21 protein-coding genes, 2 tRNA genes and 7 pseudogenes are annotated in these 22751 nt (G+C 50.7%); 12 read left to right on the top strand and 18 right to left on the bottom strand.

Annotated elements, in window-relative coordinates:
* Positions 1 to 261 (top strand): annotated as a pseudogene (locus tag METMK1DRAFT_RS17925) (IS256 family transposase); the annotation flags it as partial.
* Between the two features lie 343 nt (positions 262 to 604).
* A complete protein-coding gene (locus tag METMK1DRAFT_RS14960; protein WP_009075748.1) occupies positions 605 to 1339 on the top strand; it encodes a glycosyltransferase in 735 nt (244 codons plus the stop codon).
* On the opposite strand, the pseudogene METMK1DRAFT_RS16855 reads toward METMK1DRAFT_RS14960, so the two are convergent.
* From METMK1DRAFT_RS16855 to METMK1DRAFT_RS16845, 4 genes and pseudogenes are all read right to left on the bottom strand, one after another.
* Positions 1323 to 1675: pseudogene (locus METMK1DRAFT_RS16855) on the bottom strand (transposase); the annotation flags it as partial. The gene METMK1DRAFT_RS14960 and the pseudogene METMK1DRAFT_RS16855 overlap by 17 nt on opposite strands.
* 91 nt (positions 1676 to 1766) lie before the next feature.
* Positions 1767 to 1955, bottom strand: a pseudogene (locus tag METMK1DRAFT_RS14955) (helix-turn-helix domain-containing protein); the annotation flags it as partial.
* A 498-nt stretch (positions 1956 to 2453) separates the two neighbouring features.
* A tRNA-Arg gene (locus METMK1DRAFT_RS14950) sits at positions 2454 to 2542 on the bottom strand.
* 263 nt (positions 2543 to 2805) lie between these two features.
* Positions 2806 to 2991, bottom strand: a complete 186-nt coding sequence (locus tag METMK1DRAFT_RS16845) for a hypothetical protein (RefSeq protein ID WP_009075744.1) — start codon at positions 2989 to 2991, stop codon at positions 2806 to 2808.
* Positions 2992 to 3608: 617 nt separating this feature from the next.
* On the opposite strand from METMK1DRAFT_RS16845, the gene METMK1DRAFT_RS14945 reads away from it, so the two are divergent.
* Genes METMK1DRAFT_RS14945 through METMK1DRAFT_RS14935 form a run of 3 tightly spaced genes read left to right on the top strand, consistent with a single transcriptional unit; the run spans position 3609 to position 5690 of the window.
* A complete protein-coding gene (locus tag METMK1DRAFT_RS14945; RefSeq protein ID WP_048088161.1) occupies positions 3609 to 4451 on the top strand; it encodes an ATP-binding cassette domain-containing protein in 843 nt (280 codons plus the stop codon).
* Positions 4420 to 5160 carry a hypothetical protein gene (locus tag METMK1DRAFT_RS14940; protein ID WP_048088050.1) on the top strand — a complete coding sequence of 247 codons (741 nt, stop codon included), beginning with the start codon at positions 4420 to 4422 and terminating at the stop codon, positions 5158 to 5160. Before METMK1DRAFT_RS14945 ends, METMK1DRAFT_RS14940 begins: the two co-directional genes overlap by 32 nt.
* On the top strand, positions 5157 to 5690 hold the full coding sequence (locus METMK1DRAFT_RS14935) for a hypothetical protein (protein WP_009075735.1): 534 nt from the start codon (positions 5157 to 5159) through the stop codon (positions 5688 to 5690). The genes METMK1DRAFT_RS14940 and METMK1DRAFT_RS14935 overlap by 4 nt, the downstream gene beginning before the upstream one ends.
* A 24-nt stretch (positions 5691 to 5714) precedes the next feature.
* Here METMK1DRAFT_RS14935 and METMK1DRAFT_RS14930 read toward each other — a convergent pair.
* From METMK1DRAFT_RS14930 to METMK1DRAFT_RS18545, 3 genes and pseudogenes are all read right to left on the bottom strand, one after another.
* Positions 5715 to 6506: pseudogene (locus METMK1DRAFT_RS14930) on the bottom strand (RNA-guided endonuclease InsQ/TnpB family protein); the annotation flags it as partial.
* Between the two features lie 70 nt (positions 6507 to 6576).
* Positions 6577 to 6739: pseudogene (locus METMK1DRAFT_RS19305) on the bottom strand (type II toxin-antitoxin system VapC family toxin); the annotation flags it as partial.
* Complete coding sequence (locus METMK1DRAFT_RS18545; RefSeq protein WP_216586109.1) at positions 6733 to 6927, bottom strand: hypothetical protein; 195 nt, start codon at positions 6925 to 6927, stop codon at positions 6733 to 6735. The pseudogene METMK1DRAFT_RS19305 and the gene METMK1DRAFT_RS18545, both read right to left, overlap by 7 nt.
* Before the next feature lie 52 nt (positions 6928 to 6979).
* On the opposite strand from METMK1DRAFT_RS18545, the gene METMK1DRAFT_RS14925 reads away from it, so the two are divergent.
* From METMK1DRAFT_RS14925 to METMK1DRAFT_RS14915, 3 genes are read left to right on the top strand one after another with little or no spacing between them, the layout of a single operon-like run.
* A complete protein-coding gene (locus METMK1DRAFT_RS14925) occupies positions 6980 to 7894 on the top strand; it encodes an NAD-dependent epimerase/dehydratase family protein (RefSeq protein WP_009075729.1) in 915 nt (304 codons plus the stop codon).
* On the top strand, positions 7891 to 9123 hold the full coding sequence (locus tag METMK1DRAFT_RS14920; protein ID WP_009075727.1) for a UDP-glucose dehydrogenase family protein: 1233 nt from the start codon (positions 7891 to 7893) through the stop codon (positions 9121 to 9123). Before METMK1DRAFT_RS14925 ends, METMK1DRAFT_RS14920 begins: the two co-directional genes overlap by 4 nt.
* A complete protein-coding gene (locus METMK1DRAFT_RS14915; protein WP_009075726.1) occupies positions 9120 to 9896 on the top strand; it encodes a sugar phosphate nucleotidyltransferase in 777 nt (258 codons plus the stop codon). The genes METMK1DRAFT_RS14920 and METMK1DRAFT_RS14915 overlap by 4 nt, the downstream gene beginning before the upstream one ends.
* Before the next feature lie 133 nt (positions 9897 to 10029).
* On the opposite strand, the pseudogene METMK1DRAFT_RS16840 reads toward METMK1DRAFT_RS14915, so the two are convergent.
* The 5 genes and pseudogenes from METMK1DRAFT_RS16840 to cdvB1/B2 all read right to left on the bottom strand — a co-directional run.
* A pseudogene (locus METMK1DRAFT_RS16840) lies at positions 10030 to 10251 on the bottom strand (IS701 family transposase); the annotation flags it as partial.
* Between the two features lie 276 nt (positions 10252 to 10527).
* A complete protein-coding gene (locus METMK1DRAFT_RS14910) occupies positions 10528 to 13398 on the bottom strand; it encodes a hypothetical protein (RefSeq protein ID WP_009075724.1) in 2871 nt (956 codons plus the stop codon).
* Positions 13399 to 13536: 138 nt separating this feature from the next.
* Positions 13537 to 13728: a hypothetical protein gene (locus METMK1DRAFT_RS14905; RefSeq protein ID WP_009075723.1), complete on the bottom strand. Its 192-nt coding sequence runs from the start codon at positions 13726 to 13728 to the stop codon at positions 13537 to 13539.
* Positions 13729 to 14022: 294 nt separating this feature from the next.
* Positions 14023 to 15171 (bottom strand): tryptophan--tRNA ligase, encoded by a 1149-nt coding sequence (locus METMK1DRAFT_RS14900; RefSeq protein ID WP_009075721.1) that lies wholly within the window; start codon positions 15169 to 15171, stop codon positions 14023 to 14025.
* Positions 15172 to 15215: 44 nt separating this feature from the next.
* A complete protein-coding gene (gene cdvB1/B2, locus METMK1DRAFT_RS14895) occupies positions 15216 to 15851 on the bottom strand; it encodes a cell division protein CdvB1/B2 (RefSeq protein ID WP_009075719.1) in 636 nt (211 codons plus the stop codon).
* Between cdvB1/B2 and METMK1DRAFT_RS17915 the strand changes: the two genes are divergently transcribed.
* Together METMK1DRAFT_RS17915 and alaXM are read left to right on the top strand one after the other, a co-directional pair.
* Positions 15831 to 16301 (top strand): hypothetical protein, encoded by a 471-nt coding sequence (locus METMK1DRAFT_RS17915; protein ID WP_155812448.1) that lies wholly within the window; start codon positions 15831 to 15833, stop codon positions 16299 to 16301. The genes cdvB1/B2 and METMK1DRAFT_RS17915 overlap by 21 nt on opposite strands.
* Position 16302: 1 nt before the next feature.
* Entirely contained in the window at positions 16303 to 17007 is a 705-nt protein-coding gene (gene alaXM / locus METMK1DRAFT_RS14885) for an alanyl-tRNA editing protein AlaXM (protein ID WP_009075717.1), read from the top strand.
* On the opposite strand, the gene METMK1DRAFT_RS14880 is transcribed toward alaXM, so the two are convergent.
* From METMK1DRAFT_RS14880 to METMK1DRAFT_RS17910, 3 genes are all read right to left on the bottom strand, one after another.
* Positions 16989 to 17957 carry an aminotransferase class I/II-fold pyridoxal phosphate-dependent enzyme gene (locus METMK1DRAFT_RS14880; protein WP_009075715.1) on the bottom strand — a complete coding sequence of 323 codons (969 nt, stop codon included), beginning with the start codon at positions 17955 to 17957 and terminating at the stop codon, positions 16989 to 16991. The genes alaXM and METMK1DRAFT_RS14880 overlap by 19 nt on opposite strands.
* Positions 17957 to 18541: a helix-turn-helix domain-containing protein gene (locus METMK1DRAFT_RS14875; RefSeq protein ID WP_009075714.1), complete on the bottom strand. Its 585-nt coding sequence runs from the start codon at positions 18539 to 18541 to the stop codon at positions 17957 to 17959. Before METMK1DRAFT_RS14875 ends, METMK1DRAFT_RS14880 begins: the two co-directional genes overlap by 1 nt.
* 682 nt (positions 18542 to 19223) lie before the next feature.
* On the bottom strand, positions 19224 to 19511 hold the full coding sequence (locus METMK1DRAFT_RS17910) for a hypothetical protein (RefSeq protein WP_009075710.1): 288 nt from the start codon (positions 19509 to 19511) through the stop codon (positions 19224 to 19226).
* A 50-nt stretch (positions 19512 to 19561) separates the two neighbouring features.
* On the opposite strand from METMK1DRAFT_RS17910, the gene METMK1DRAFT_RS14865 reads away from it, so the two are divergent.
* Positions 19562 to 19650 (top strand) — tRNA-Glu (locus tag METMK1DRAFT_RS14865).
* Positions 19651 to 19834: 184 nt separating this feature from the next.
* Positions 19835 to 20140 carry a type II toxin-antitoxin system RelE family toxin gene (locus tag METMK1DRAFT_RS14860; protein ID WP_009075706.1) on the top strand — a complete coding sequence of 102 codons (306 nt, stop codon included), beginning with the start codon at positions 19835 to 19837 and terminating at the stop codon, positions 20138 to 20140.
* A 168-nt stretch (positions 20141 to 20308) separates the two neighbouring features.
* On the opposite strand, the pseudogene METMK1DRAFT_RS14855 reads toward METMK1DRAFT_RS14860, so the two are convergent.
* The 3 genes and pseudogenes from METMK1DRAFT_RS14855 to METMK1DRAFT_RS14845 all read right to left on the bottom strand — a co-directional run bounded on the left by METMK1DRAFT_RS14855 (position 20309) and on the right by METMK1DRAFT_RS14845 (position 22359).
* Positions 20309 to 21537: pseudogene (locus tag METMK1DRAFT_RS14855) on the bottom strand (RNA-guided endonuclease InsQ/TnpB family protein).
* The gene (gene tnpA, locus METMK1DRAFT_RS14850) at positions 21512 to 21919 is read right to left on the bottom strand and encodes an IS200/IS605 family transposase (protein WP_009075698.1); all 408 of its coding nucleotides are present in this window, start codon (positions 21917 to 21919) and stop codon (positions 21512 to 21514) included. The pseudogene METMK1DRAFT_RS14855 and the gene tnpA overlap by 26 nt, the downstream one beginning before the upstream one ends.
* Before the next feature lie 212 nt (positions 21920 to 22131).
* On the bottom strand, positions 22132 to 22359 hold the full coding sequence (locus METMK1DRAFT_RS14845) for a hypothetical protein (protein ID WP_009075696.1): 228 nt from the start codon (positions 22357 to 22359) through the stop codon (positions 22132 to 22134).
* Positions 22360 to 22751 lie beyond the last annotated feature (392 nt).

The raw sequence follows: 22751 nt of genomic DNA, 5'->3' as shown, positions 1-22751 counted from the left end.
AGTCCGTCCCCACCCGTGGCTCTCCCCTCCTCTCCTACCTCCTCGCCCCCAGGGAGCTCTGGCCCCTCCTCAGGTCAAACAACCCGACCAGTCCTTCAACTCCCTCCTGGAGAGTTCGGGAAGTGCCACTCCCCCTGGAGGATACTCCAGATCGCCCGGGCCATAGCCCTCAACTACAACCTCTCGACCTATCATCTCATCATTGTAATAATATTACAAGAACCCTTATTTCTTCGTGATATGATCAAATATATTCAGTAATTCCTTCATTGAATAAGTCTAAACCGAGAGATATATTACAATTTGCAAAGGAGCCCTGAATCACCCATTATTAAATCATTCATAAATGGTTTTAGCGTGTCGTAATTTTAATCCCTGAGGTAATTTAATCGCTCGAATGATGGAGTGATTAAGGGAGTTCTGAACAATCAAATGATATTCGTGCCATCCAGTGCGTAAGCCCCTATCTTTGAGGGCTGTGTAGCTCACCTCTAATTGAGAGGAGTTCTAGCTTCAAACCTGACAATCCAGAGCTTTGGGGACGTTTCTAAACTCTCTATTTTTGGCTAGGAAAGGTTAAATATTAGCAAGTTTCACAATCTACATGCTTTCCATCGTCATTCCAGCGTACAATGAGGAGGATAGAATAGGGAGAACCTTGGAGACCCTCACTAAGTTCTTCAAGAATCATCAAATCGTCGTGGTGTTTGATGGAAACGACAGGACACCAGAGGTAGTCAGTAAGTTCCCAGTAGAGCTAGTGGTGAGCAGTGAGAGGTTGGGTAAGGGAGGGGCAATAAGGGAGGGGATTAGGAGGAGTAAGGGTGACGTGATAATCTTCCTGGACGCTGACCTCCCTGTTCAAGTGGAGTCGTTGTGTAAGGTCGTCAAGACTCTGGAGGGATCTGACCTCGTGGTGACGACCAGAATCTTTGAGAACCTCCCTGCGGCCAGAGGTTTCCTTCACAGGGCCTTCGTCTTCACGGCGAAGCTCTTCTTCCCCTCCCTGAGGAGGATCAGGGACTTCCAGGCGGGACTGAAGGTCATGAGGAGAGACAAGGTGACCCAGGTGATGGACGAACTCGTAATAAACGACTGGCTCTTCGACGTAAACCTCATCTATTCCTTTGTCAGGAGGGGCTTCAGGGTCAAGGAGGTAGCGATCCCATGGGATCACCAGGAGAAGGGGAGTAAGGTGTCCAGGAAAGTGATTAAGGTGTCCCTCATGATGTTCCTCTCCCTGGTGAAGCTCCGGACCTACTATTCGCCCCTGAAGTGGCTGTTGAGCACGGGCCTCTACCTTAGAGCCGAGAGGAAAGTGATCAGGCTGTTGAGATAGGGGTTTTGGCTTCATAGGCATAATATTTAATATCAATTCTCAGCCCTTGGGCTTCACAGGAGTCGCGGGGAAACCCGTTACTCCTCCGCCCCCTTAACGGGGTAACCCCAACCCACCTACTCCCAGAGGGAGTGAGAAAGAGGTGGGGAAACCCGCACATCTTGAGGAAGATATTCAAGGATGCGTTCAGTTGCCTGTCCAGGGTGAAACCACACCTCTCACAACGAAAAGTCCTACCTTTCGGGAAACCCGTCCACATCTGGGGCAGGACTTGGAGGTGTGGTAAGGGTTCACCTCCTTAACTAGGGAGCCATATAACGGAGCCTTATACTTTACAGCAGTTATGGGATTTTTCGTTAGGTGTAGCCTTGAAGTCAAGGCAAAATCTAATAACTGCTGTAACTTGGTTCACTAAGTCGTCCTTTCACGTGTTCGATACCCTAGCGTATAATACCACTTTCCTCTTTCTAACAATACCCATCAACTTTTCCACGTCCTCCCTGAACCTCCACTTCCCGCTCTGTACCACTGGTTTTATTTATCCCTTCTTTACGTATTCTCTGAGTGTTGCATAGGATATTCCTAAGCGTTGGCGGACTTCCTTAGGCCTCAGCATCATATAAGAGTTTATGACGAAATGATATAAACTTTACGGTTTGTCTGAAACTGTTGGCTACGGCATCAGCTTACCTACAGCAGTTATGGGAATCTCCCTTCGGTACCACCCTGTAATCTAGGTGAAATCTAATAACTGCTATTTACGATTATCAAAACTGTCAACAACGGCGGAAAAAGGACCGTGGAGTGGTAGGCAGTGTAGGAACTTTAATCTGACCCTCCCCAGGCGGGACGAGGGTTCCCCGAAAGGGTTATACCCTTTATGGGTGCTATCGGTCCTAGCCCTCCTCTACCATCGGGGAAGAGCCCGGCTCTCGCTCCCCGATAAGTTGACCAGAGGACGTCAAAGTATGGTTCGAAGCTTAAAGCCTTACAACAGTGGGGCTATCTTTCCCCACCTCAGAGAGGTGAGTCCCCCCTTTGCCCCCCATAACCCAAAACCTGTAACAGTAGGAGAACCATGTTTCTCTGTCTAAGTATCTTCTAGAGAGGAAAACGGACCCGGGGGGATTCGGACCCCCGACCCTCGGCTCACCTCGCCTTCCGTAGAAGGCCGGCGCTCTATCCTGGCTGAGCTACGGGTCCGAGACTTTTAGCTTTCTGACTCAAAAAAGATTTACGGGCCTTTTCCCCAAGTCACGTTGAGATGTTTCGTACCAGACCCACTCGCTTAGTACTAGAAGGAGTTAACTTGTTGACCTTTTCCAACTCATCCCTCAAGTCCTTATACGCTTCATTCCTCTCAAGGAGGTTAATTTCAAGAGGACAGTTATTAGATTTGGCCCTGACGACAGGGTGATATTTAAGGGACAGTAGTTATGGGAATCTTAGGGGAGACCGGAAAGTGTTTACCCGTGGCGTAACTTACCTTCTTTAACCACTTCTAATTCCGCCACGGGCACCCCTGCTGAGGGATCATACACAGTCACCCTTAAGTCATTGGGGCTAGTCGAGGGAAACACCAATACCCTCCCATCCGATTTTTCACCCCCCAAACCTCGTGGGCAGTGCCCGTCATCAGTTAGGGAGATCATCAATAAAAACTATTTGTAATACTACATGAACATAACCCACATCAAAACGATATTTAGAAGTAATTAAAAATAAGTAGTAGTTACGCGTAAGTGTTACAGTCTTCCTTGGATATTTCTCTGATAAGTATTAAGTGTATCTTCCACGTCAATGCCCTTTCCCTAGCCTTTTTTTTTAATAGCTCTTCCATGAGTAAATTGAAGTGAGACGAGATTGTGAACTACCCCACCCTAACGGACGGGTTTCCTGCTTCCTTGCCCAAAGGGTAGAGGGCGGAGCTCCACAGGCACTACGGGCCTCACCAGCCCCGAGCATTGAGTGAACCTGCGCTGTCCCCACATGTGAATATTGATTGGGGAAGAGGGGTACCTCACCGACCCTCGCTTTGACCAAGGCGTCTCGGTGAAGCTAACCCCGTCAGTGAGTGTCGTTGATAGAGTGTTTGAAAAGGAGTATACACAAGTGTTAACTACGAAGCTATCCATCCCCACAGTGTGGTCTTCCTCCCTTAACCCCCGTAAAGATAAAATGAGAGAAATGAAAGTATATGGACAAACGGAGAAGCAGTGGTCCCAAACCACGACCAACACGGTTAATATCTTCCCTCAGCACTGTTAACATTGTGATACTTGCTGAGAACCTGAGGAAGACGCTAGGGGGAAGGGAGGTGGTGAACCTCACCTTTCATGTGGAGCCAGGGTCGGTAACCGGTCTTGTGGGGCCAAACGGTGCAGGTAAGACGGTCACCATCAAGATGATCTCAGGGATTCTCAGGAAGAGTTCTGGGAAACTGGAGGTCTTCGGTCAGGATCCGTGGAACAACCCGAAGGTACACGAGAGGATGTCGGTGATATTCGCGACGCCCTTTTATCCCAGGGAGATAAAGGTGGGGGAACTCCTGAGAGACCTAGGGAAGTTATACGGTAGGGATCCCAGGGAGCTCACAGAGGAGTTCCAACTCACCCCCCACCTTCAAAAGAGGTTGAACCAGCTCTCTTCCGGCCTGCTCCAGAGAGTACAGTTGGTCGCGTCCCTTATGAAGGACCCAGAACTCCTGGTCGCAGACGAGCCGACCTCAAACCTGGACCCCACGTCCAGGCTACAGTTCCAGGAGATCATGAAGAGGCTCAACGGAAGCGGCGTGACCATCCTCATTTCCTCCCACATACTCTCGGAGTTGGAGAGGTTGGTGAGTCACGTGATCTTCATCTCTCGTGGTGAAGTGACCTTCTCAGGGAGGATAAATGACGTCCTAAAGGGAGAGGAGGAGATCCACCTCCTCGTAGACGACCCTGAGAGGGCCTTGAAGGTACTGGGGAAGGGAACTAGAGAGGGGGGCTACTTGAGGGTGATGGGGAACTTCCGGGAGATTGTGGATCTGTTGGACGACGCCGGGGTCAAGATAATTAACTCGAGGAGGGCTTCCCTCGATGAGGTCTTCAAGAAGTTTTCAAGTGCTTAGTATGGTTTACAGGGAGAGGTACAGGGAACCCACCCTGGAGCTGGTAGTACCTACAATGCTGGTCTCCAACGTCTTCCTCGTGGCGTTTTACGAGAGGTTTGGATTCCAACTCCTAGGAGTTGTCCTAGCTTTCGTCCCCCTGATCAGTGTGTCCGAGACCTTGGCCTTCTCCCTGGGGTTGAGGAACTTGATCTTCGTGACTGGAGAACACCTGTACGACGGGAGCATGATATCGTTTCTCACCTACCCCCTGAGGAGGGAGACCCTCTTCTTCTTCATCTACATCTCCGACGTCGTCCTGCCCTTGCTCATGTGGGTCTTCACGACCCTGACCTACTCTATGCTCTCCGGGGTAGAGGTTCCCTCACTCCTCTACCTCACCTTCGTTGCAGGTTACCTCTTCTCTGAGAACCTGGTGCTCCTCATCATCTTACTGTTCAGGAGCCCTGGTGTTTCCACCCTCTTGTCCCTCTTCCTCCTCGGGGGGATCTTCGTGTTTGGAGGAGCCTTAAACTATTACCAACTGGTCCAGGGAGATGTCACTCCGCTGTATCTGACGTCGTTCCTCAACCCCTTCGTCCTCTGGATAGCCCAATCCTTTGGTAAGGACCTCACCTCAGAGATAGTCAGCGGAGTAGTGGGCGAGTTGGCCCTGACCTCCTTGACCTTTCTCATTAGCTTCCTGAGGTTCAGGGTGATGGAGGTTTGAGATCGACTCTCTTGGTTTCCCTGGGGATAGCTCTCCTGTCCCTGGCACTAGTGAGTATTAACACCCACGTGAGCCTGAATTACTCCCTTGGGAGTAAACCCCTGACTTTCCTAGTCCCTAACACGGCAAGCGTGGAGATAGAGATTTACCAGAACTCGACCAACGTCACAGTCTACGTCCAGCTAGGCCACGGAGGGGCCAGTGAAGTGGTGAAGCTGCCATATCTCTCCGCACTTTCACCTGGGAATTGGAGCGTGGAGGGGTATAGGGAAGTCTACATCACTGTGGTGAAGAAGGTCGTCAACTTGACTCAGGAGTTGAAGTGCGGAAACGTGACTACCCAGAGGGTGGTTAACCAGACCCTGGAGGAGGTGTCGGGGAAGGTGACGGTCCCTGTTTACGTGAAGGTGGATGTGACCAAGGTCAGCCTGGTAGATCACGGAAAGGAGGTCGAGGTCGCCGGAATTTCACTCATAGGGTTAGGGGCGGTCTGGTGGGTCGTTGAGAGGGGGAGGAGGGAGGAGGGCTGAATCTCTTTCAGTAACGCGAACTCTCTAAGCCCGTTTGAGCCTTGAATCTGAGGGGGTTCGGGCTTCATAGGCATAATATTTAATATCAATTCTCAGCCCTTGGGCTTCACAGGAGTCGCGGGGAAACCCGTTACTCCTCCGCCCCCTTAACGGGGTAACCCCAACCCACCTACTCCCAGAGGGAGTGAGAAAGAGGTGGGGAAACCCGCACATCTTGAGGAAGATATTCAAGGATGCGTTCAGTTGCCTGTCCAGGGTGAAACCACACCTCTCACAACGAAAAGTCCGACCTTTCGGGAAACCCGTCCACATCTGGGGCAGGACTTGGAGGTGTGGTAAGGGTTCACCTCCTTAACTAGGGAGCCGTATAGTGGGGCCTTGTGTTTAAGAACGCGGTGGATCGACCTCCATACAGTCCTGGAAATCTTCTTAGACAACTTGTCGTTAGCGTCTTGGAACATCTCTTGTTTGTTCAGTTTCTCAACAGCGAACGTAGTCACGGGATACGTCTCAAGAAGCTCGTTAACGAACTTGTGAACGTAATCCATGACCTTGTTCCTCTCCCTATGGGAATACTTCCTCAACAACAACTCCCCTTTCCTACCGTGCTTAGAAGCGAAGGACTGCATTTCACCCCTCTTCAACTCCATGCAGTATTTAAGGCTGTACAACTCCTTCAAGGAAATGGTAACGAACTTCTCGCCATCGTAAGCGTCGAGGGTGTAAAGGTTACTGTCGACTGCCAGGAAGTCTAGGGGAGGAAAACCGAGGTAATCCGTAGCGGAACGGTAAGTGAACCTTGTCCTCCTTTATCATGGCGTTTCAACTGTAATATTATTCTTTAAAGGTATAGACATAAATAACATCATGTTATAGAAAGTCAGGACTATAAATCAGAAACAGGTATCTTAACAATTTTTCATGAAAGCCCTCTTTTTCAATATGTCCTTATCGAGAGTGATGAAAGATTTCGCATTAAGTAACAGAGCTGAAGATATTTGAAGAACGTCTAGTGTCTTCAGTTGCAATTTAGTGGAGAGCTCTAATGCCAGTTGACCGCCCTGACCAGCGTCTCCTTGGCTTCCCTGACCAATGTCACTGGCATCTTTTCATCAGGAAGACGCTGAAAGCTAGAACTTCTTGCCAATATAGACCCGCAATAAGGAATTAGATTGAGGTTAGAAATGCCCCATGAAGCACCACAACCTCCAGACCCTTTCATCAGGTCATTGCTCAAAGCATTTCTTCCTCTCTACAAGCTTTTATTTGCAGGGAAGTCATAAATGCCCATGAAGTATCTTGTTACTGGAGGTGCAGGTTTCCTAGGGTCACACCTGATCGAAGCACTTGAGGGCGAAGTTACTGTAGTGGATGACATGTCCACGGCAAAGTATTACTACTTCCCTCCTAAGGTCAAGTTAGTGAAGGGGAGGATAGAGGAGGTAGACGTTCAGGGGAGGTTCGACTACGTGATACACTTGGCTGCGAGGCCCTCACCAGAGGACTACATGAGATACCCAGTGGAGACGGCGCTCTCCAACTCCCTGGGGACTTATAAGGCCCTGGAGATAGCCAGGAGGAACGACGCGACCTTCCTCTACACCTCCTCCTCCGAAGTTTACGGTCATGCCGAGGTCATCCCAACTCCAGAGGAGTACTGGGGGAAGGTAAACCCCACCGGAGTGAGGAGCTGTTACGACGAGAGCAAGAGGTTCTCCGAGGCCTTAGCCATGTCGTATTACAGGGAGTACGGCCTCGACGTCAGAATACAGAGACCCTTTAACGTCTACGGGCCCAGGCTGAGGGAGGACGGAACGTACGGGAGAGTGGTGTCGAGGTTCGTGGTACAGGCCTTGAGGGGGGAGGACCTGACCGTGTTCGGTGACGGAAGTCAGACCAGGGCGTTCCTGTACGTGGACGACTGGGTTGACGCCACCCTCAGGATGCTCAGGGAGAACGTGAAGGGGGAGGTGTTCAACATCGGCTCGGACAGGGAGGTCAAGATCCTGGACTTGGCGAGGACGATCATAAGTCTGACTGGAAGTAGGTCTGGGATCAAGTTCCTCCCTCCCAGGGTCGATGACCCTCCAAGGAGGGCTGCAGACATCACTAAGGCCAGGAGGAGGTTGGGCTGGGAACCAAGGGTGAGCCTGGAGGAGGGCTTAAGGAAGACTGTTGAGTGGTTCAGGGGTGTCCTGGGTTGAGGATAGGAGTGGTGGGCCTCGGTTACGTGGGCCTGGTGACTGCAGCCGTACTGGCGGACAAGGGTTATGAGGTCGTTGGAGTGGACGTAGACGAGAGGAAGGTCGAGGGACTGAACTGTGGGAGAGTTCCAATCTACGAGCCCGGCCTGAAGGAACTCCTCACCAGGAGTCAGGGTAGACTGACTTTCACCACGGATTACTCCCGTCTAAGTGACGTGGATGTGGCGTTCATAGCCGTCTCCACCCCTACCGTGAACGGTAGGATCTCCCTAGACTACGTCCTCTCGGCCTCCCGATCCCTCAAGGTCCTGGGAAAGGACTCAGTTATAGCCGTCAAGAGCACGGTGATCCCGGGGACGGCTAGGAAAGTGAGGGAGCTGAGCGGGAGGGAAGTGGTCTCCAATCCGGAGTTCCTGAAGGAGGGGAGTGCCATAAGGGATACGACCAATCCGGACAGGATAGTGATAGGAGGGGAGGCCCAGTGGGCCATGGATCTGGTGGAGAAGGTTTGGTCTTTCACCAACTCCCCGGTCATCAGGACTACGTGGGAGGAGGCGGAGATGATAAAGTATGCCTCTAACTCCTTCCTTGCAGTCAAGATCTCCTTCATCAACGAGATAGCCAACCTCTGTGAGAGGCTTAACTGTGACGTCAACGTCGTGGCCAAAGCCATGGGCCTCGACCCCAGGATCTCCCCCCACTTCCTTAGGGCAGGGCTGGGATACGGGGGTTCATGTTTCCCCAAGGACACAAAGGCCTTCCTCTCCTTCTCGGAGGATTTGGGGGAACCCCTCAGGATAGTCGGGGCAGCCATCCAAGTCAACGAGGAGAGGCCTCTAAGGGCTGTGAGGATGCTGGAGGAAGTGATGGGGGAGTTGAGGGATAGGGTAGTGTGTATACTGGGCCTTGCCTTCAAACCCAACACCGACGACACAAGGGAGAGTGTGGGACTTAAGATAGCCTCCCTCCTGAAGGAGAAGGGAGTGAGGGTCATCGGATACGACCCCATGGCTAGGACCGAGTCTGTGGAACAGGTCAGCACAAAGGAGGAGTGCATCGCAAGGGCTGAAGGTGTCATCGTAGCCACGGAGTGGGAGGAGTTCAAGGGGATAGAGGACCTACTCAAGGAGAAGTACGTTGTTGACGGTAGAAGGATTCTAGATTTGAGCAAGTTGAAGAGGTTCAGGGCAGTGGGATACGGGAGGATGACGGAGGGGAGGAGTCCTTGACTAGCCGAGGGGAGGTAAGGGCCGTGATCACCGCAGCTGGATTGGGAACCAGGATGTTGCCAGCATCAAAGGAGATACCCAAGGAGATGTTCCCAGTTCCCTTCAAGGGGGAGTTCAAGCCGATTATTCAAGTCATATTCGAGCAGTTATTCGAGAGGGGAGTGAGGGACTTCGTGATAGTAGTGGGGAGGGGGAAGAGGGTGATCGAGGATCACTTCACCCCAGACTACGACTTCCTTCAATACCTGGAGAGGAAGGGGAGGGGGAGTTCCTTGAGGGAGTTCTACACCAAGGTGGAGGAGAGTAGGATAGCCTTCGTAAACCAACCTGAACCCAGGGGATTCGGGGACGCAGTGTTGAGGGCAAAGCCCTTCATCTCTGGGGACTTCGTCGTTGTGGGGGCAGACACCTTGCTGGACGACGTCCCAATACTTTCTCCGCACTCCTTTCTCGTGACCAGGGTTGAGGATCCGAGGCCCTACGGCACGGTGATCCTGAGGGACGGGAAGGTAGTAGACGTTGAGGAGAAGCCCAAGGTACCCAAGTCCAACCTGGTGGTCGTCCCATACTATTACTTCTCCACGAGGATATTCGATGCGTTGGAGAGGGTTAGGCCAGACAGCACGGGGGAGGTACAGTTGACTGAGGGGATCAGGATCCTGCTAAGGGAGGGGGTGGAGTTCTACGTGAGGGAGGTGAACGATGTTTATGACTTGGGCTCAACGAGTAATTACGCCTCCTCCCTGCAAAAGTTACTCGTGAAGTGGGGTTAGGGTTCTGAACTCTACGGAAGTCATTACAAAAATGAGGGTTCAAAGGGAGCGAAAAACCTACCTCTCGCGATAAACCCAAAATTACCTCCTCGAAAATAAGTCAGAATTGAATCTAAACAGCAGTTATGGGACTCTAACGTGGCTTAAAGATTTTCATCAGTTCCAGCGGTCCGCCTAAATGACGTTCAACGAACCTGAGGAACGCCTCCAGGCTCCTCAGGTTCAACTCCCCCACCAGCTCCCTGACGACGTTGGTCACGATGGTGAAGATCGTGAGGTAACCCTGAAGCCTCTCCCTCCTCCAGAACGAGGAGTCCCAGGGTCTTGACGTCCCTTGGAGGTCCTCGATCTCCCACCCGGCAGGCCTCCTCCCCGCTGACTGTTAAACATTTTATAACACTTTCCCTCGTCGAGAAGAAAGTACACTTAGTGACTTTACACCTTAATAGCGATACTATCGTGTAGGCAGTTATCAGATTTCGCCTCGATTACAGGGCGATATTTAAGGGAAAGTCCCACAACTGCTAACTGAAAACTCACTGACTCTCCAACACCTTTTGCTGGAGAGATCTCGCTCAACCATCGGGCGGAATAGCGGAGGTGTCTCGTAGTAGGGAGCCTGGACTTGACGTCAGCCTTCTGCCCTTCCTTCACTTCCTCCTTGGCTTGCCATCCTTTCAAGGACCCTATTTACCTTTGAGAATAAGGTCTTCAACCTCTCGGAGAGGAGGGCGATTATGAAGGTCAACGGGAAGGAGACTACCGAGAAGTACAGACCCTGATAAACTAAATTCTCAGCGGGGAAGTATATCATCACGCTGTGCTCACCTGGAGTTAACAGGAAGGACCTGTTCTGCGACACCTTTCCATCCACGAGATAGTGTACAAAGAGGTTAGAGGACACGGGGAGGGGGATTACCGTGACGTTCAGGTCCACCGGGGTCTCAATCTTATCCAGGAGACCCCCCAACACCAACGTCTGATTCACTACATATTTTGTGGACACGTTGAACTTTCCCACGACATAATACTCCTTCGTCCCGTTCACTAGGACCAGGGAGGTCAAGTTCACGGTCCCAGGCGGCGACGTGATTGTGACCTCCTTCAACCCAACCACTACCGATCCAGGTTCGAGGTAGAGGGAACTCCCATTTGCCAGAACCCCCTGTAACCTCACGGGGGGAGAACTGGAGAAGTACAGGGTCCCGTTGAGCGGGACTGAAGGGAGGAAGGTCAGGTTAGCAGGTCGTGGGGAGGACCAGGCTACCCAGTTCTGAGTGAGGTTTAAGGGAAGCAAGGTGGAGATGGATAGGGATCTCAACTCCAACTGGTTACCCAAAGGTAGGAGGAGAATTACGTCAGTCACGTTCCCCCAGGGAAGGTGAGATAGGACAGAGAGCTGGTGGAGTTCCCCGTTGATCTGCTCCCCGTAGAGTTCCACGTAACCCCCGGCGTTTAGGAAGTACAGGGTAAGGGTGAAGTTCTCGGTCAGGTTCAGGGGAGCTCCGTAGCCCAACAGGTCTATCCTGGGAGGGGAGAATTGGAGGATGGGGCTGGGGTTTCCCAGGGTGACCGCCAGTGAATTAAAGGACACGGGAGTCACACTGACGTTCTGTGTGACGTTTTGGGCTAGGGCCAAGTATACCTGCTGGTAAAGGCGTAACCACTCCCCAGAGACGGAGACAGAGAACGCCGAGGAATTACCTGGGGAGAACTTCCAGTCCAGGAATTGTAACCCCAACTTGGAGTTCACCAGCACGTAGGTAGACCTCTGCTCCAGGGAGAGGTCTCCAGACCTGTAGGAGTAAGTGAAGTTGTTCGGTCCCACCACGACTACAGGGCGATTCTCAGATATCCAGGATCCGTTGACCCTGATGAAGTTAGAGGGGAGGATAACCCTGATGGAGAGAGGGAACCCAGTGTAATTGGGATTTTCCTTTACGGTACCGTTACCCACTACGTATTGTATCGCCGTGACGGATACGGGAGTCTCGTTCGTGGGAGCAGATGAGAGAAGGGGGTAACTTGTGTTCCACCAGACCAGCGTGGCGTTCTCCACCTGAGTCTCTGCCTTAATTAGAGTAGAGGGGATCTGAACAGGGTGGAAGCTGACTAATTGGTAGACCGAGGCCGTGAGTAGGATGAAGATGGTCAGCCCAGCTATCAGGGCCTTGCCCCTGTTCACTGTCAGGAGGGTGGAGATCACTGCCACGGGGTAGAGTGCCTCCCCGTAGGGCAAGGAGGCCGAAATGTAGGCTAGTGAAGCTATGGACAGGAGGGCGTACCTCCTCTCCGCACCGAAGTGGATGGCGGAGACTACAAGAGGTAAGAGGAGTGTCAGTGGTAACACGTCGCTTATTTCACCGAGGCTGGGGGTACCCAGGAGGGAGTAGGGGACTATCCAGAAGAGGTTGGCCCCTATCATGGCTAAGACTGCCCACCCCACCCCTCTCCTGCTTGTGACTCCACCAAGGAGGGAGGCCTGGAGGGGAAAGAGGAAGTAGGAGGAGCCCAGGACTGACGTTACCATCACGGCTGGGTATTTGAGGTAGGCCCTGACATCGCTGTTCATTAACCAGAGCGTGAGGGGGAGGACGGAGTAGCCGAAGAGGAGGTACGGGTGGTCGAAGGGGGAGAGGAGTTGATAGACTAACGCCAAGAGGGACGGATACCTGACCCTGAGTCCCCTGAACATGAGGTAGGAGGTCATCCCTGATACGTAAACCAGGATCGCGATGTAGAGATCGACTCCAATTTCCCCCAGCCTGACGGTCAGGTGAGACAAAGGCCAACTCCCCGCCACCTCGTTGACCTGGGGGAAGTACCTCAACGGGACCCAGAGGGAGAGGGGGTCTACCCTGAAGAAGAAGGACTTTGAGGTCCACCAGTAGTAGGCCTCAGGTATCCCTAAGGTGAGGGTCAGGAGAGCGTAGGGGACGAACAGAAGGGGGGCCCTAGGGAGCCTCCTGGGTAGAGTCCTCCCCTCCACGGCCATCCCGAAGACTCCGAAGAACAGGGAGTAAAAGGACACGTCTGAGAGTTGGTTCACCAGGGAGGACTGAGACGATGTGAAGAAGAAGGCTGCCAGTATCAGGAAGAGTATGCCGTTCCCCACGACTCCCCTAAGGTCGGCCCTAAGGTAGAGGAGCGAAGCAGTTAGGACCAGGTAACCCAGTGTCTGGATCAAGGCACCGGAATTCATTACAGCGAGGGAGAGGGAGAGGACTAGCAGGAAGGACGTCACGTGCTCCCTCAGGTAATATGATAACACTGATAGTACTGACGCGAGGATTAGGGGAGCTGGAGATCCGGATAGGAGGAGTGAGGGGACTAGAGATACTGGGACCGTAAAGGTGAGTTCCCTCATGGGAAGGAAGGAGTAGAGGGCAGAGACGAAGGATATCAGGGCCAGTAGATCTAGGAGCGGCAGGTGAAGGAGAGAGGAAACTCCCAGGACCACGTCCAGTATAGCTGCCAGGACAGCGTAGCCTATTCTATCCATGTGGGGGAGTGGGTTTCAGTTTATTTTAGTTTTTTGGAGAGAGCTGTACAGTCCTCTTCTTCCCTTGAATGGGTGGAGTCCATCCTCAGTCTGGTGAAACCAAAATACGGAGGTATTAAAACAACTAATAATTCGTGTTTACCCGTGGCGTAACTTTTCCTTACTTTTAATTACTTCTAATTCCGCCACGGGCACCCCTCTTAAGGGATCATATACAGTCACCCTTAACTCATTGGGGCTAGTCGAGGGAAACACCACTACCCTCCCATCCACACTTTTATCACTCCCCAAACCTCGTGAGCAGTGCCCGTCATCAGTTAGGGGGATCATCAATAAAAACTACTTTGGTAATACTATATAAACATTACTTAATCAAAACGATATTTAGAAGTGATTAAAAATAACGAGTAGTTACGTAGAAGCGTTACAGTCTCCCTGGAGGGCTCTCTATCTCGTTGATCCTACTACTTCTGTTAAGGTTTCTCGAGCAGTTTCAGCCATCGGCTTTCCCTCAAACGTCGCCATAAAACCCTTCTCTCCCATTACCTTATAGCGCTCCCATGAGTTTGTATTCTCTTTAACGTTCACCCAGTTCCGAAACCTCGGCGTCGGGCACTCTCTCCCTCATTCGTGGATCTTTTCCCACATCTGAGACGCCAGTTTACCCTCGTACTTGAACACCTTGACCAGGTCCTTGGCCTCCTCCCTCCTCTGCCTATGAACCTCGAGGAACTTGTTTATCCTCTCCACCAGGATTTGTTTTATCTCCCCGGTGAGCATCTTCCCGGATCCATACTCCGCCTCTATCCTCTTGATCTCGGAGTCGTCCTCCTCAAAGAAGTAGTAGAGCCACTGATAGGGCACGTCGATCTCCAGGTTGGCCCCCAGTTTCCTCTGAAGCTCTATGGTTGGCTGTCCCCCAGAGAACGCGTACTTCATGACTTTCCTCTCCACCGTCTTGGGATCGTCCACCAAGTAGATTGCAGACTCAGGGATTGAGGAGCTCATCTTCCCCTCAGGACCTGTGAGCGGTGGCATGAATTTGCTGTGTATCTGGGCAGCCTTGTAGTAACCCAGGCTCTCCGCTATGTCCCTCTGGAGCCTCCAGTACGGGTCCTGATCTATCCCTGCAGGAATGAGGCATCTCCTCTTCTCGAACATGGTGGGAGCTATCTGCAGAGCCGGATAGAATATTATTCCTATATTGGAAGAAACGTCCAACCCGAAGGTGGCCCTGACCTCGGAGAAGGTGAGCTTCTTGGCTATCTTTACTGCTATGGGGTACATGTTTCTGATGTACTCCGTGTCCTGGAAGATGAAAGTCCTGTCCGGGTCGAAGCCCGCAGCGATTATGTCTAGGATGTTGTCGTAGGCCCACTGTCTCGTCTGTTCCAGGGTGTAGTCCTGGTTCCTCATGAACTTCTCGTCGTCCGTTATTTCGATGTAGACGTTTACCTTGAATTGCCTCTGTAACCAACTGGTGAAGAGGAACGGGATCATGTGGCCTACGTGCATCCCCAGGGAGGGCGCCCTCCCTGTATAGAGGAAGAAGCCCTTTCCCGTCATCCAATCCTTGAGTACGAGGTCCAAGTCCCTGTGGGAGAAGAAGATGTCTCTCCTCAGCATGACGTGGAGCTCCCCACCCACTGCCCTCCTTATCTCCTCCTTGAGTTCAGGGGTGATCTTCTGGGTACCGAATTGCACTATTAACTTATCATAGTCTACTTTACCCTTGACCTCCCAAGGGGTTACCGTGAAGTTTCCCTCGGCCACAAGAATGAGTGGGAGGATAAAATAAAAAGTGATTCTGACTACCTTCAGGCCCTTTGGGCCATGGCGTTCACAGGTAGGTCTGGGAACTTCTCCTTCATTCTCTGCTCAGCTATTGCAGATGCCTCTTCCAGTATCTTCCTGGCCTCTGGAGTTGCTGCACCGGTGTAGCTGTAGCCTCCCGTGAAGTCTCCAGCTTCGATCACGACCTCCTGTAGGTCCTCGCTGAGCCCTGCCAGTTCTATGGATAGCTCGGGCATGACTCCCTTGAGTACGTTCTTGAGCTCCGTTATCACTCCCACCACGGGCACTAGGTTGGCGAAGACCTCCCCCAGCTCGCTGACTGTCTCCATCCTCAACTGCACCTGCTCCAACGCTATCTGAGTCATGATCAGTTGTTTGCTCATCTTCCTTATCTCAGCTACCTCGTTGGCGTACATGGAGGCCCTGGTGGTGTCCTTTGCCATCTGTGCTGCTACGACCCTCTCGAACAGTGTCCTATCCCTCTCCTGGAGTCTAGCTATGTGTACATCAAGTCTGCTTATCATGGATCCCAGCTTGTAGTGGGCCTGTACCAGCCTGTACTTGAGTGGTTCCCTGCTCTTAAAGGCTCCCTTGAAGCTTCCCCAAACGTTCTTCTCTTCAGACCCAGCCCAATACTTTTGGAAGTCTTTTCCAAGCATACTATAACATATATTCTCCTCTCCCGCTTAAAAGACCTGGGAGACAGTAATATTAGGTTCAAATTCCAGGATCAACGCGAAGTTCTGGGAATACCTCATGGGCTGACCCGCTCACCCAGACTCCTGGGATACACACAGACCGCCATGTCTATAAGCGAGTTTGACGTAATTATTATGGGGGTTTGGGTGCCTTTTATACAGGTAGATAACGATCCCGACGTGGACGTGATAGTGAGCGACGGTGAGGTGAACGTTTACCTCGACCTCAGGACGGCCGAGGTCAGAGCTTCAGACCTCATGTTCAAGGCCGACGAGCATTCCCTATACGTTTACGATCCCAGACGCAAGGTCGTCATCAAGGTGGTGAGACTTCCAGTTGAGGTTGTGTCTGACTCCATCCAGTTTCAAGTGAGGAACGGTACGGTAACAGTCACCATGAGGAGAAAGTGAGATGACGAGGGAACTCTACGCCTTGGACTCATACGTGAGGGAGTTCAGGGGGAGGGTGGTCAGGGTATCTGACAAGGAAGTGGTGCTGGATCAGACGGCCTTTCATCCCAGGGGAGGAGGTCTCGAGTCCGACACCGGGAGGTTAACAGGTGGAGGAAAGGAGAGGAAGGTCCTGGAGGTCAAGAGGAACGGGGGAGAGATCGTTCACGTCCTGGACAGCGCGGAGGGTCTAACCGAGGGGATGGAGGTGGTGGGGGTACTGGACTGGGATAGGAGGTATAGGATGATGAGGCTCCACACAGCCTCCCATATAATCGCGTCCATAGCCTACAACAAGTATGGGGCCCTCATAACTGGGGGAAACATAACGCCCGAGTACGCAAAGGACGACTTCGACGTCGAGAAGAAGGAGGTGCTCCAGGACATCGTCAGCGAGGCTAACGAGGTGGCTAGGAGGGGCATAGAGGTCAGGGTTCTCTTCCTGTCCAAGGAGGAGGCCCTAAAGATACCTGGAGTGGTCAAGCTGGCCGAGAGGATGCCCCCAGAGCAGGAGACCTGGAGGATAGTGGAGATACCAGGGGTGGACGTACAGGCTGACGGTGGACCCCACGTCAAGAACACCGGAGAGATAGGGACGATAGAGACCATAAAGGTGGAGAACAGGGGCAAGGGAAGGAAGAGGCTTTACTACACTGTGAGACCCTGAGCCTCACTGGAGAGGGTTCGGATCAGCCTCAGTACCTTGTTTACCTCTTGGTCCAGGGCCACCCTCACGTGTGTAGATCTCAACCCCACGAAGTCCCAGCACTCCCTCACGTGATATCCTAGGCCCTTCAGCCTAGAGTTCAGGGAGGTGGAGTTCATGGGGGTCTCCACCAACAAGAAGGGCGCAGAGGACCTGTAGACCTTGACCTCGCTGAGGTTGACCTGATCCAGCAGATCCCTCACCTTCTCCCTCGAGCTGTTCAGGAACGACCTGATCTCCTTAGGGTCAGCGTTGCTGAAGACGTAGTAAGCCAACCCGTTAACCCTCCACGGGGGAGCCCTCCTCTCAAGCTTGAGGCTATCTGACCCCAAGGTGAACCCTATTCTCAAACCTGGGATTGAGAAGCTCTTTGTGAACGACGTGAGGATCAGAAGCCTTGGGAACTCGGTGAGGTACCTGACGAATGAGGTCACGGGGCTTATGTCGGCGAAGGACTGGTCGAGCACTAGTCTTCCTCCATCCTGGAGGAACCCCACCACTGTCTCCTCGTCGAGTGGGGCACCGGTGGGGTTGTTGGGATGGCTAGTCACCACCGCCCTACCGTACAGAGGATACCTGAACCTGTCCCTCTCTTCCTGGGCCAAGTAAATTGAACCTCTGGGGTACTCGGAGTAGTTGGGTTCAGGAACCCAGTAATCTCCTTGAAGGAGGGATATGGCCTCGCTGGCTCCGTTGAACAAGCCCACCATCTCCGGGCTCAGGTCGTACACCTCAGCTATGACACTCCTCAACGGTCGGTAATCGTCCGGATAATATGTATAAACCTTGAGTCTGAGGGCCTCCTCCAGGAGTTCCTCCACAAACCTTGGGACTCCCAAGGGGTTGAGGTTCACGCTGAGGTCCTTGACCTTAGGTGGTCTCCCGTCCCTCCAAGGAAGGCCTCCGTGCATCACAACCCCTTCTCTTGGAAGTAGTTACTTATGACGTTCTTCTCGGCCCTCCTTATTATCTCCGAGAGGCTGGACACGCTCAACTCCAATTTCTCCGCCAGGGCCTTGGCGGAAATCCTCCTGGGAAATTCAAAGTATCCCGCCTCCAGGGCTATCCTCAATATCTGCTCCTGTCTCGCGGTGAGTACGTCTCCGCTCTTGTACTTGGTGACCTTCTTGACCTTGACCTCAACGTTCCCCTCGTGGAGCTCCTTGAGTAGCCTCCTGAGCTCCCCGTAGCCGTTCAGGATAACGGTCCACTCAGTATAGTCACTGTTCACTAGACCGTTCACAATAACGTACTTTGCGAGTATGCCCTCGGTTAAGCCCTTTACCCTGAGAGTCCCCAGGTACTTCGACTTCGAGACCCTGGTGAAGTTTCCCTCTAGGGCGCTCAGGATCCTGTCTTCCCCCCTTATTTCCACGAGTAGCCGTTGGGTTCCGTTCTCCGCCTTCACGTCCAGGATTGTCACCACACTTCCGTCATGTGGCTCTAAAGGCATTGCGGGTCTACCCTTGATCTGCAACACGACTCTGAGGATCATCAGGGTGAATACCAGTGTGAAGATTTAGCTCTTTGTTTCTATTTGTTACTGATCTAGTCCCCTCCGGGAAGGCGAGTGTTCCCTGAGTTGAGGGTTAACCCCTTTATGTGTGTTACTCGGTTGTGGTCTACTAGGGAGGAGAGGGGTCTCCTCACGTTGAAAAGCTAAGTGGGTGTATTTCATGAGGACGTTCAGGGCACCATTCAGGTGAAGTGTAGTTCGTGTAGTAGTTATTAGATTTCCCTTGATAACAGGACGTCAGTTAAGGGAAAATCAAATAACTACTATTCGTGTTGCGGGGGCAGTGAACTACCTCTCTAGTTCGTCTCTCGACTTATACGTTCCGTGAACGGAGTACTTGGGGTCGTTGTACTCCACGACCTACGACAGCTCATGTGTAGTCTTGGGCGTTTAACTCTATGATGTCCATCAGTGATGTCCATCAGTTTGTGGTAATACCAATCCTCCGGCATCGCTAGAGAGATCAATTCTAGCTCTAAGACCAGAGGAGGACATCTCAAGGAGATGGGATTCGAAGCCTAGACCCTTACAAAGTGTACCCCTCCCCACCTCCCAGAGGTGAGGTTTCGCGCCCTCTTTGAACCTTTTTACATCACGCTCAAAGGCTAAAACGTTACAGACAAATTTGTTAGGTTTAATTTTCATGGAATATAGAAACGTTTTATGTCCGTTTATTCTCGACTTTAACCGAGAGAAGACGATCTCTCACACCATCTAAGCTCTGCCCAAGAGGTGAGAGTGACGCGGATGTGACCCGCGTGAGCTTCAAGTCGAAGTGGTCCCACGACCCGCATACCTTAAATAAGTGGCTGATGGCTAAGTGTTTGCCCGTGGCGTAACTCTCCACACTCAACCATGATTGAAGACGAAATGAGTGAAATGAAGGTGCAAAGGACAAACTGGAGGTAACAACTACGTCCTTGACGCAGGTCGTTTCATCAACTTTCATGATGCTGGGGCTAAGTAAGTTTTATATAGTTATGTTGAACTAATTTCATTGCCGCGGTAGTATAGCCCGGTCAAGCTCTGCGCCGAAAGTATGCGGGCCTTTCGAGCCCGTGACCCGGGTTCAAATCCCGGCCGCGGCACTAATTCCTCGCTAGTAGATCACCACGTGGTTATGAGAGGGTAGTACATATGTAGTGAGCGAGGACAAGTACAGTTTGACTATCACTTCTGCTATCACTATTATCATTGTTATAACTATTACTCCTAGAGTTATAATATACGAAATAAGAAAAATTTTTAAATAAGTTTTCTATATCTTTTATTGTGGTTTGCAGAGAGTGGAAGTTAAGGTTTCAGCTGAAGAAGGCTAAGAGCTATGAGGAATTCATAGAATTCGCTACTGATGAATTCAATGATAAATTGCTCATGCTGATTTTAGAGAAATTGGAGTTGTTGCAAGAGAACCCTTTCAAATACTCCAGGGAGAAGTTGGGAAAAGATATATACGGAAATACTATGTTTTCCATAGAAGTTACGAGGGATATAAGAATACTTTATAGCGTTGATCCGAAAAATTGTATAGTTTTCATTTGGGAGATTGGGTCTCATAAGAAGGTTTACGGGCATTAGCCTTTTCCTTAGCCCTCTTTAATAAATCCTCCTTAAATTTCCTAAAATCTTCCTTATTCTCAATCTCTAGAAACCTATTACCGTACTTGTCCTCAACAATTCTCATATGTATAAACTCTGCAAAGAGGTTATTAAAACAATTTGCTAATCGAATTTCTTCTAAGTGAACTACCCCGCCCTCACGGACGGGGCATCCCCACCTCGCGATGAGGATTTCCTGCTTCTTCCAGGAAACTTACTATACACCCCCTCTGAGAAGGGAATAGCAGAGGTTTCCTGTCCACAGGCTCTAAGGGCAGTCCCGACCCCGCACGAAGAACGTTTAGAGAAGCGTTATAATCACGATCAGCGACCCAACCGCACTTGGGACAGACAAACACACGGTCAGCCAAAGTCAAATCCTTCTTAACGTGTCCGCACCTAGCACATGTTTTTGAGGTACCCCTCGGATCTACCTTCACCACCCTCCTACCAGCTCTTTCAGCCTTGTAGGAGAGATAGCTCACAAACTTGGAGAAGTTAGAGTGGAGAATATGCTTTCTCAAAACTTTGCTCTCACTGTCCTCAACCATCTCCTTGACATCGAGATCTTCCACGTATATCTCATCATACTGTTCTACGAGCCATGAAGTTACCTTGTGAATATGATCGTTCATGAGATTCTTCACATGCTCGTGCATCTTGGCTAGTTTTTCCCTGACCTTCTCGTAGTTTCTAGACCCTTTCTTTTTTCTTGATAACGTTTTTTGTAAAATCTTTATCCTCCTCTCTACCTCATCAAAAACCCTGGGGTTCTCTACCACCACACCGTCAGTGGTGGTTACGAGTTTCTCCACTCCTAAGTCTATCCCAACTACTTTCCCAGTTCTTTCGAGAGGTTTCTTTTCGACCTCAACCTGGAAGATAGCATACCATCCAGTTGCACTCCTCTTTATTATCACTCCTTTTACCTCGCCTTCTAACGGTCTGTGGAAGAGTACTTTCATCTCCCCTATCTTAGATAGAAAGAGTTTGTCTCCTTGAACTTTGAAACCAGATTGATTATAATTGATGATCTTCATGATCTTCTTGTACCTCAGTTTCCCCACTCTCCTCCCTTTCTTCTTCAGTTCGTGAAGAGAGTTGATGTTGTACCACAATTGGTTGTTCACCATTTGGAGGGCCTTGGAGTAAACTAGTTCCTTCCCTTCTATCTTCAAGTCTTTCAACATGTCTTGGGTGTCCTTAGGTGTCATCCTTCTCCCTTCTTTCCTCGCGTTATTCACTGCGTCCAACAGGGCATTGTACACTTTAGCCTCAACCTGCATCACCCTGAGGAGTTTTTCCTCACTGGTTGGGTAAATCCTGTACTTGAATGATAGCTGGATCTTGTCACTCTTTCCCCTGGCTCTCCACATATTTTTTCAGCACCTCCAGTGTTACCTGTCCACTTGTTGCTAGGAAGTAGGAAGGCGACCAGAAGTGTCCTTTCCACAGTTTCTCCTTTACTTGAGGAAATTTTCTCTGTATTTCCCTAGACGTGATCGTCTTGATCGCGTTTATGTATCCGGGTATGTTCAAGGTTGGTTTCGCCCTGAATAACATGTGGAAGTGATCTTTATCCACCCCTATGTCTATGACCTCAACTTCGAACGTTTCGCTTATTTCTTGAATTTGTTCCTTTAGGAAGTTGATTATGTCCTCATTATCGAACACCTTCCTGCGGTACTTCACCACCTGGACATAGTGGTAATAAAGAGCGTAAACTGAATGCGATCCTCTTTCCAATCTGTACCGCATAGTTACATCCATTTTTGATAACTATAAAGGGTTTCTGTAAGGGGGCTACCCATCCCCCACCTCACGGAGAGGGACTTCCGCCCCCCTAACCCCCATAAAGTTAAATTTTGAAAAATTGTGTTGATAGTAGTATAAGCGCTTATACTGGGATCCCAGCTTTCTATTCTTGTTAGAAAAATACAATAAACTTCCCAGTTTACCTAGTAAAAATTCTATTTAACCTTCTTTTCCAACTCCTCGACCCTCCTCTTCAATTCTTGCACTTCCTTAACTATTTCTTCTAAACTCGTTCTATTTCCTTCCTTTTCCTTCATATAACACTCAAAAGCGTCCTTCAGTACTTCATAAACGCTTACTTTCCTTTTCTCAGCCTCATCAACTATCCTCTTCCATAACTCTTCATCCGGGAAATATACCGATTTATAGCCGGGTCTGGGCATTTTACCTCAATATACTTTATTGTACTTCAATATAAAAACCTTATTGTACCACAATGTACCGCAAAATTTAAATATGTGAAAGTACAACATGGTACATGACGGGGTCAGATGATGAGGGACGACGGGCTGACGTATGATGAGCCTGTTACGAGCTGACCCCGCCTTATACTTTACTGTACTTTGAAGCTAATAACTTTAATCCTACCCTGATCCCAGGTTTTTTAGTTATAGCAGCTTGCTCTCACAATAATGAAAACAATATTACTATTTTACAGCAGTTATGGGACTTTAACGTAACTTAAAGATTTTCATCAACCTGGGTGGTCCACCTGAACGGCGCTCGAGAACATGAGGAACGCCTCCACGCTCCTCAGGTTCAGCTCCCCCACCAG

It is taken from the genome of Metallosphaera yellowstonensis MK1, assembly GCF_000243315.1.
GTDB lineage: Archaea > Thermoproteota > Thermoprotei_A > Sulfolobales > Sulfolobaceae > Metallosphaera > Metallosphaera yellowstonensis.
This window is presented reverse-complemented; position numbering and strand designations above follow the sequence as displayed.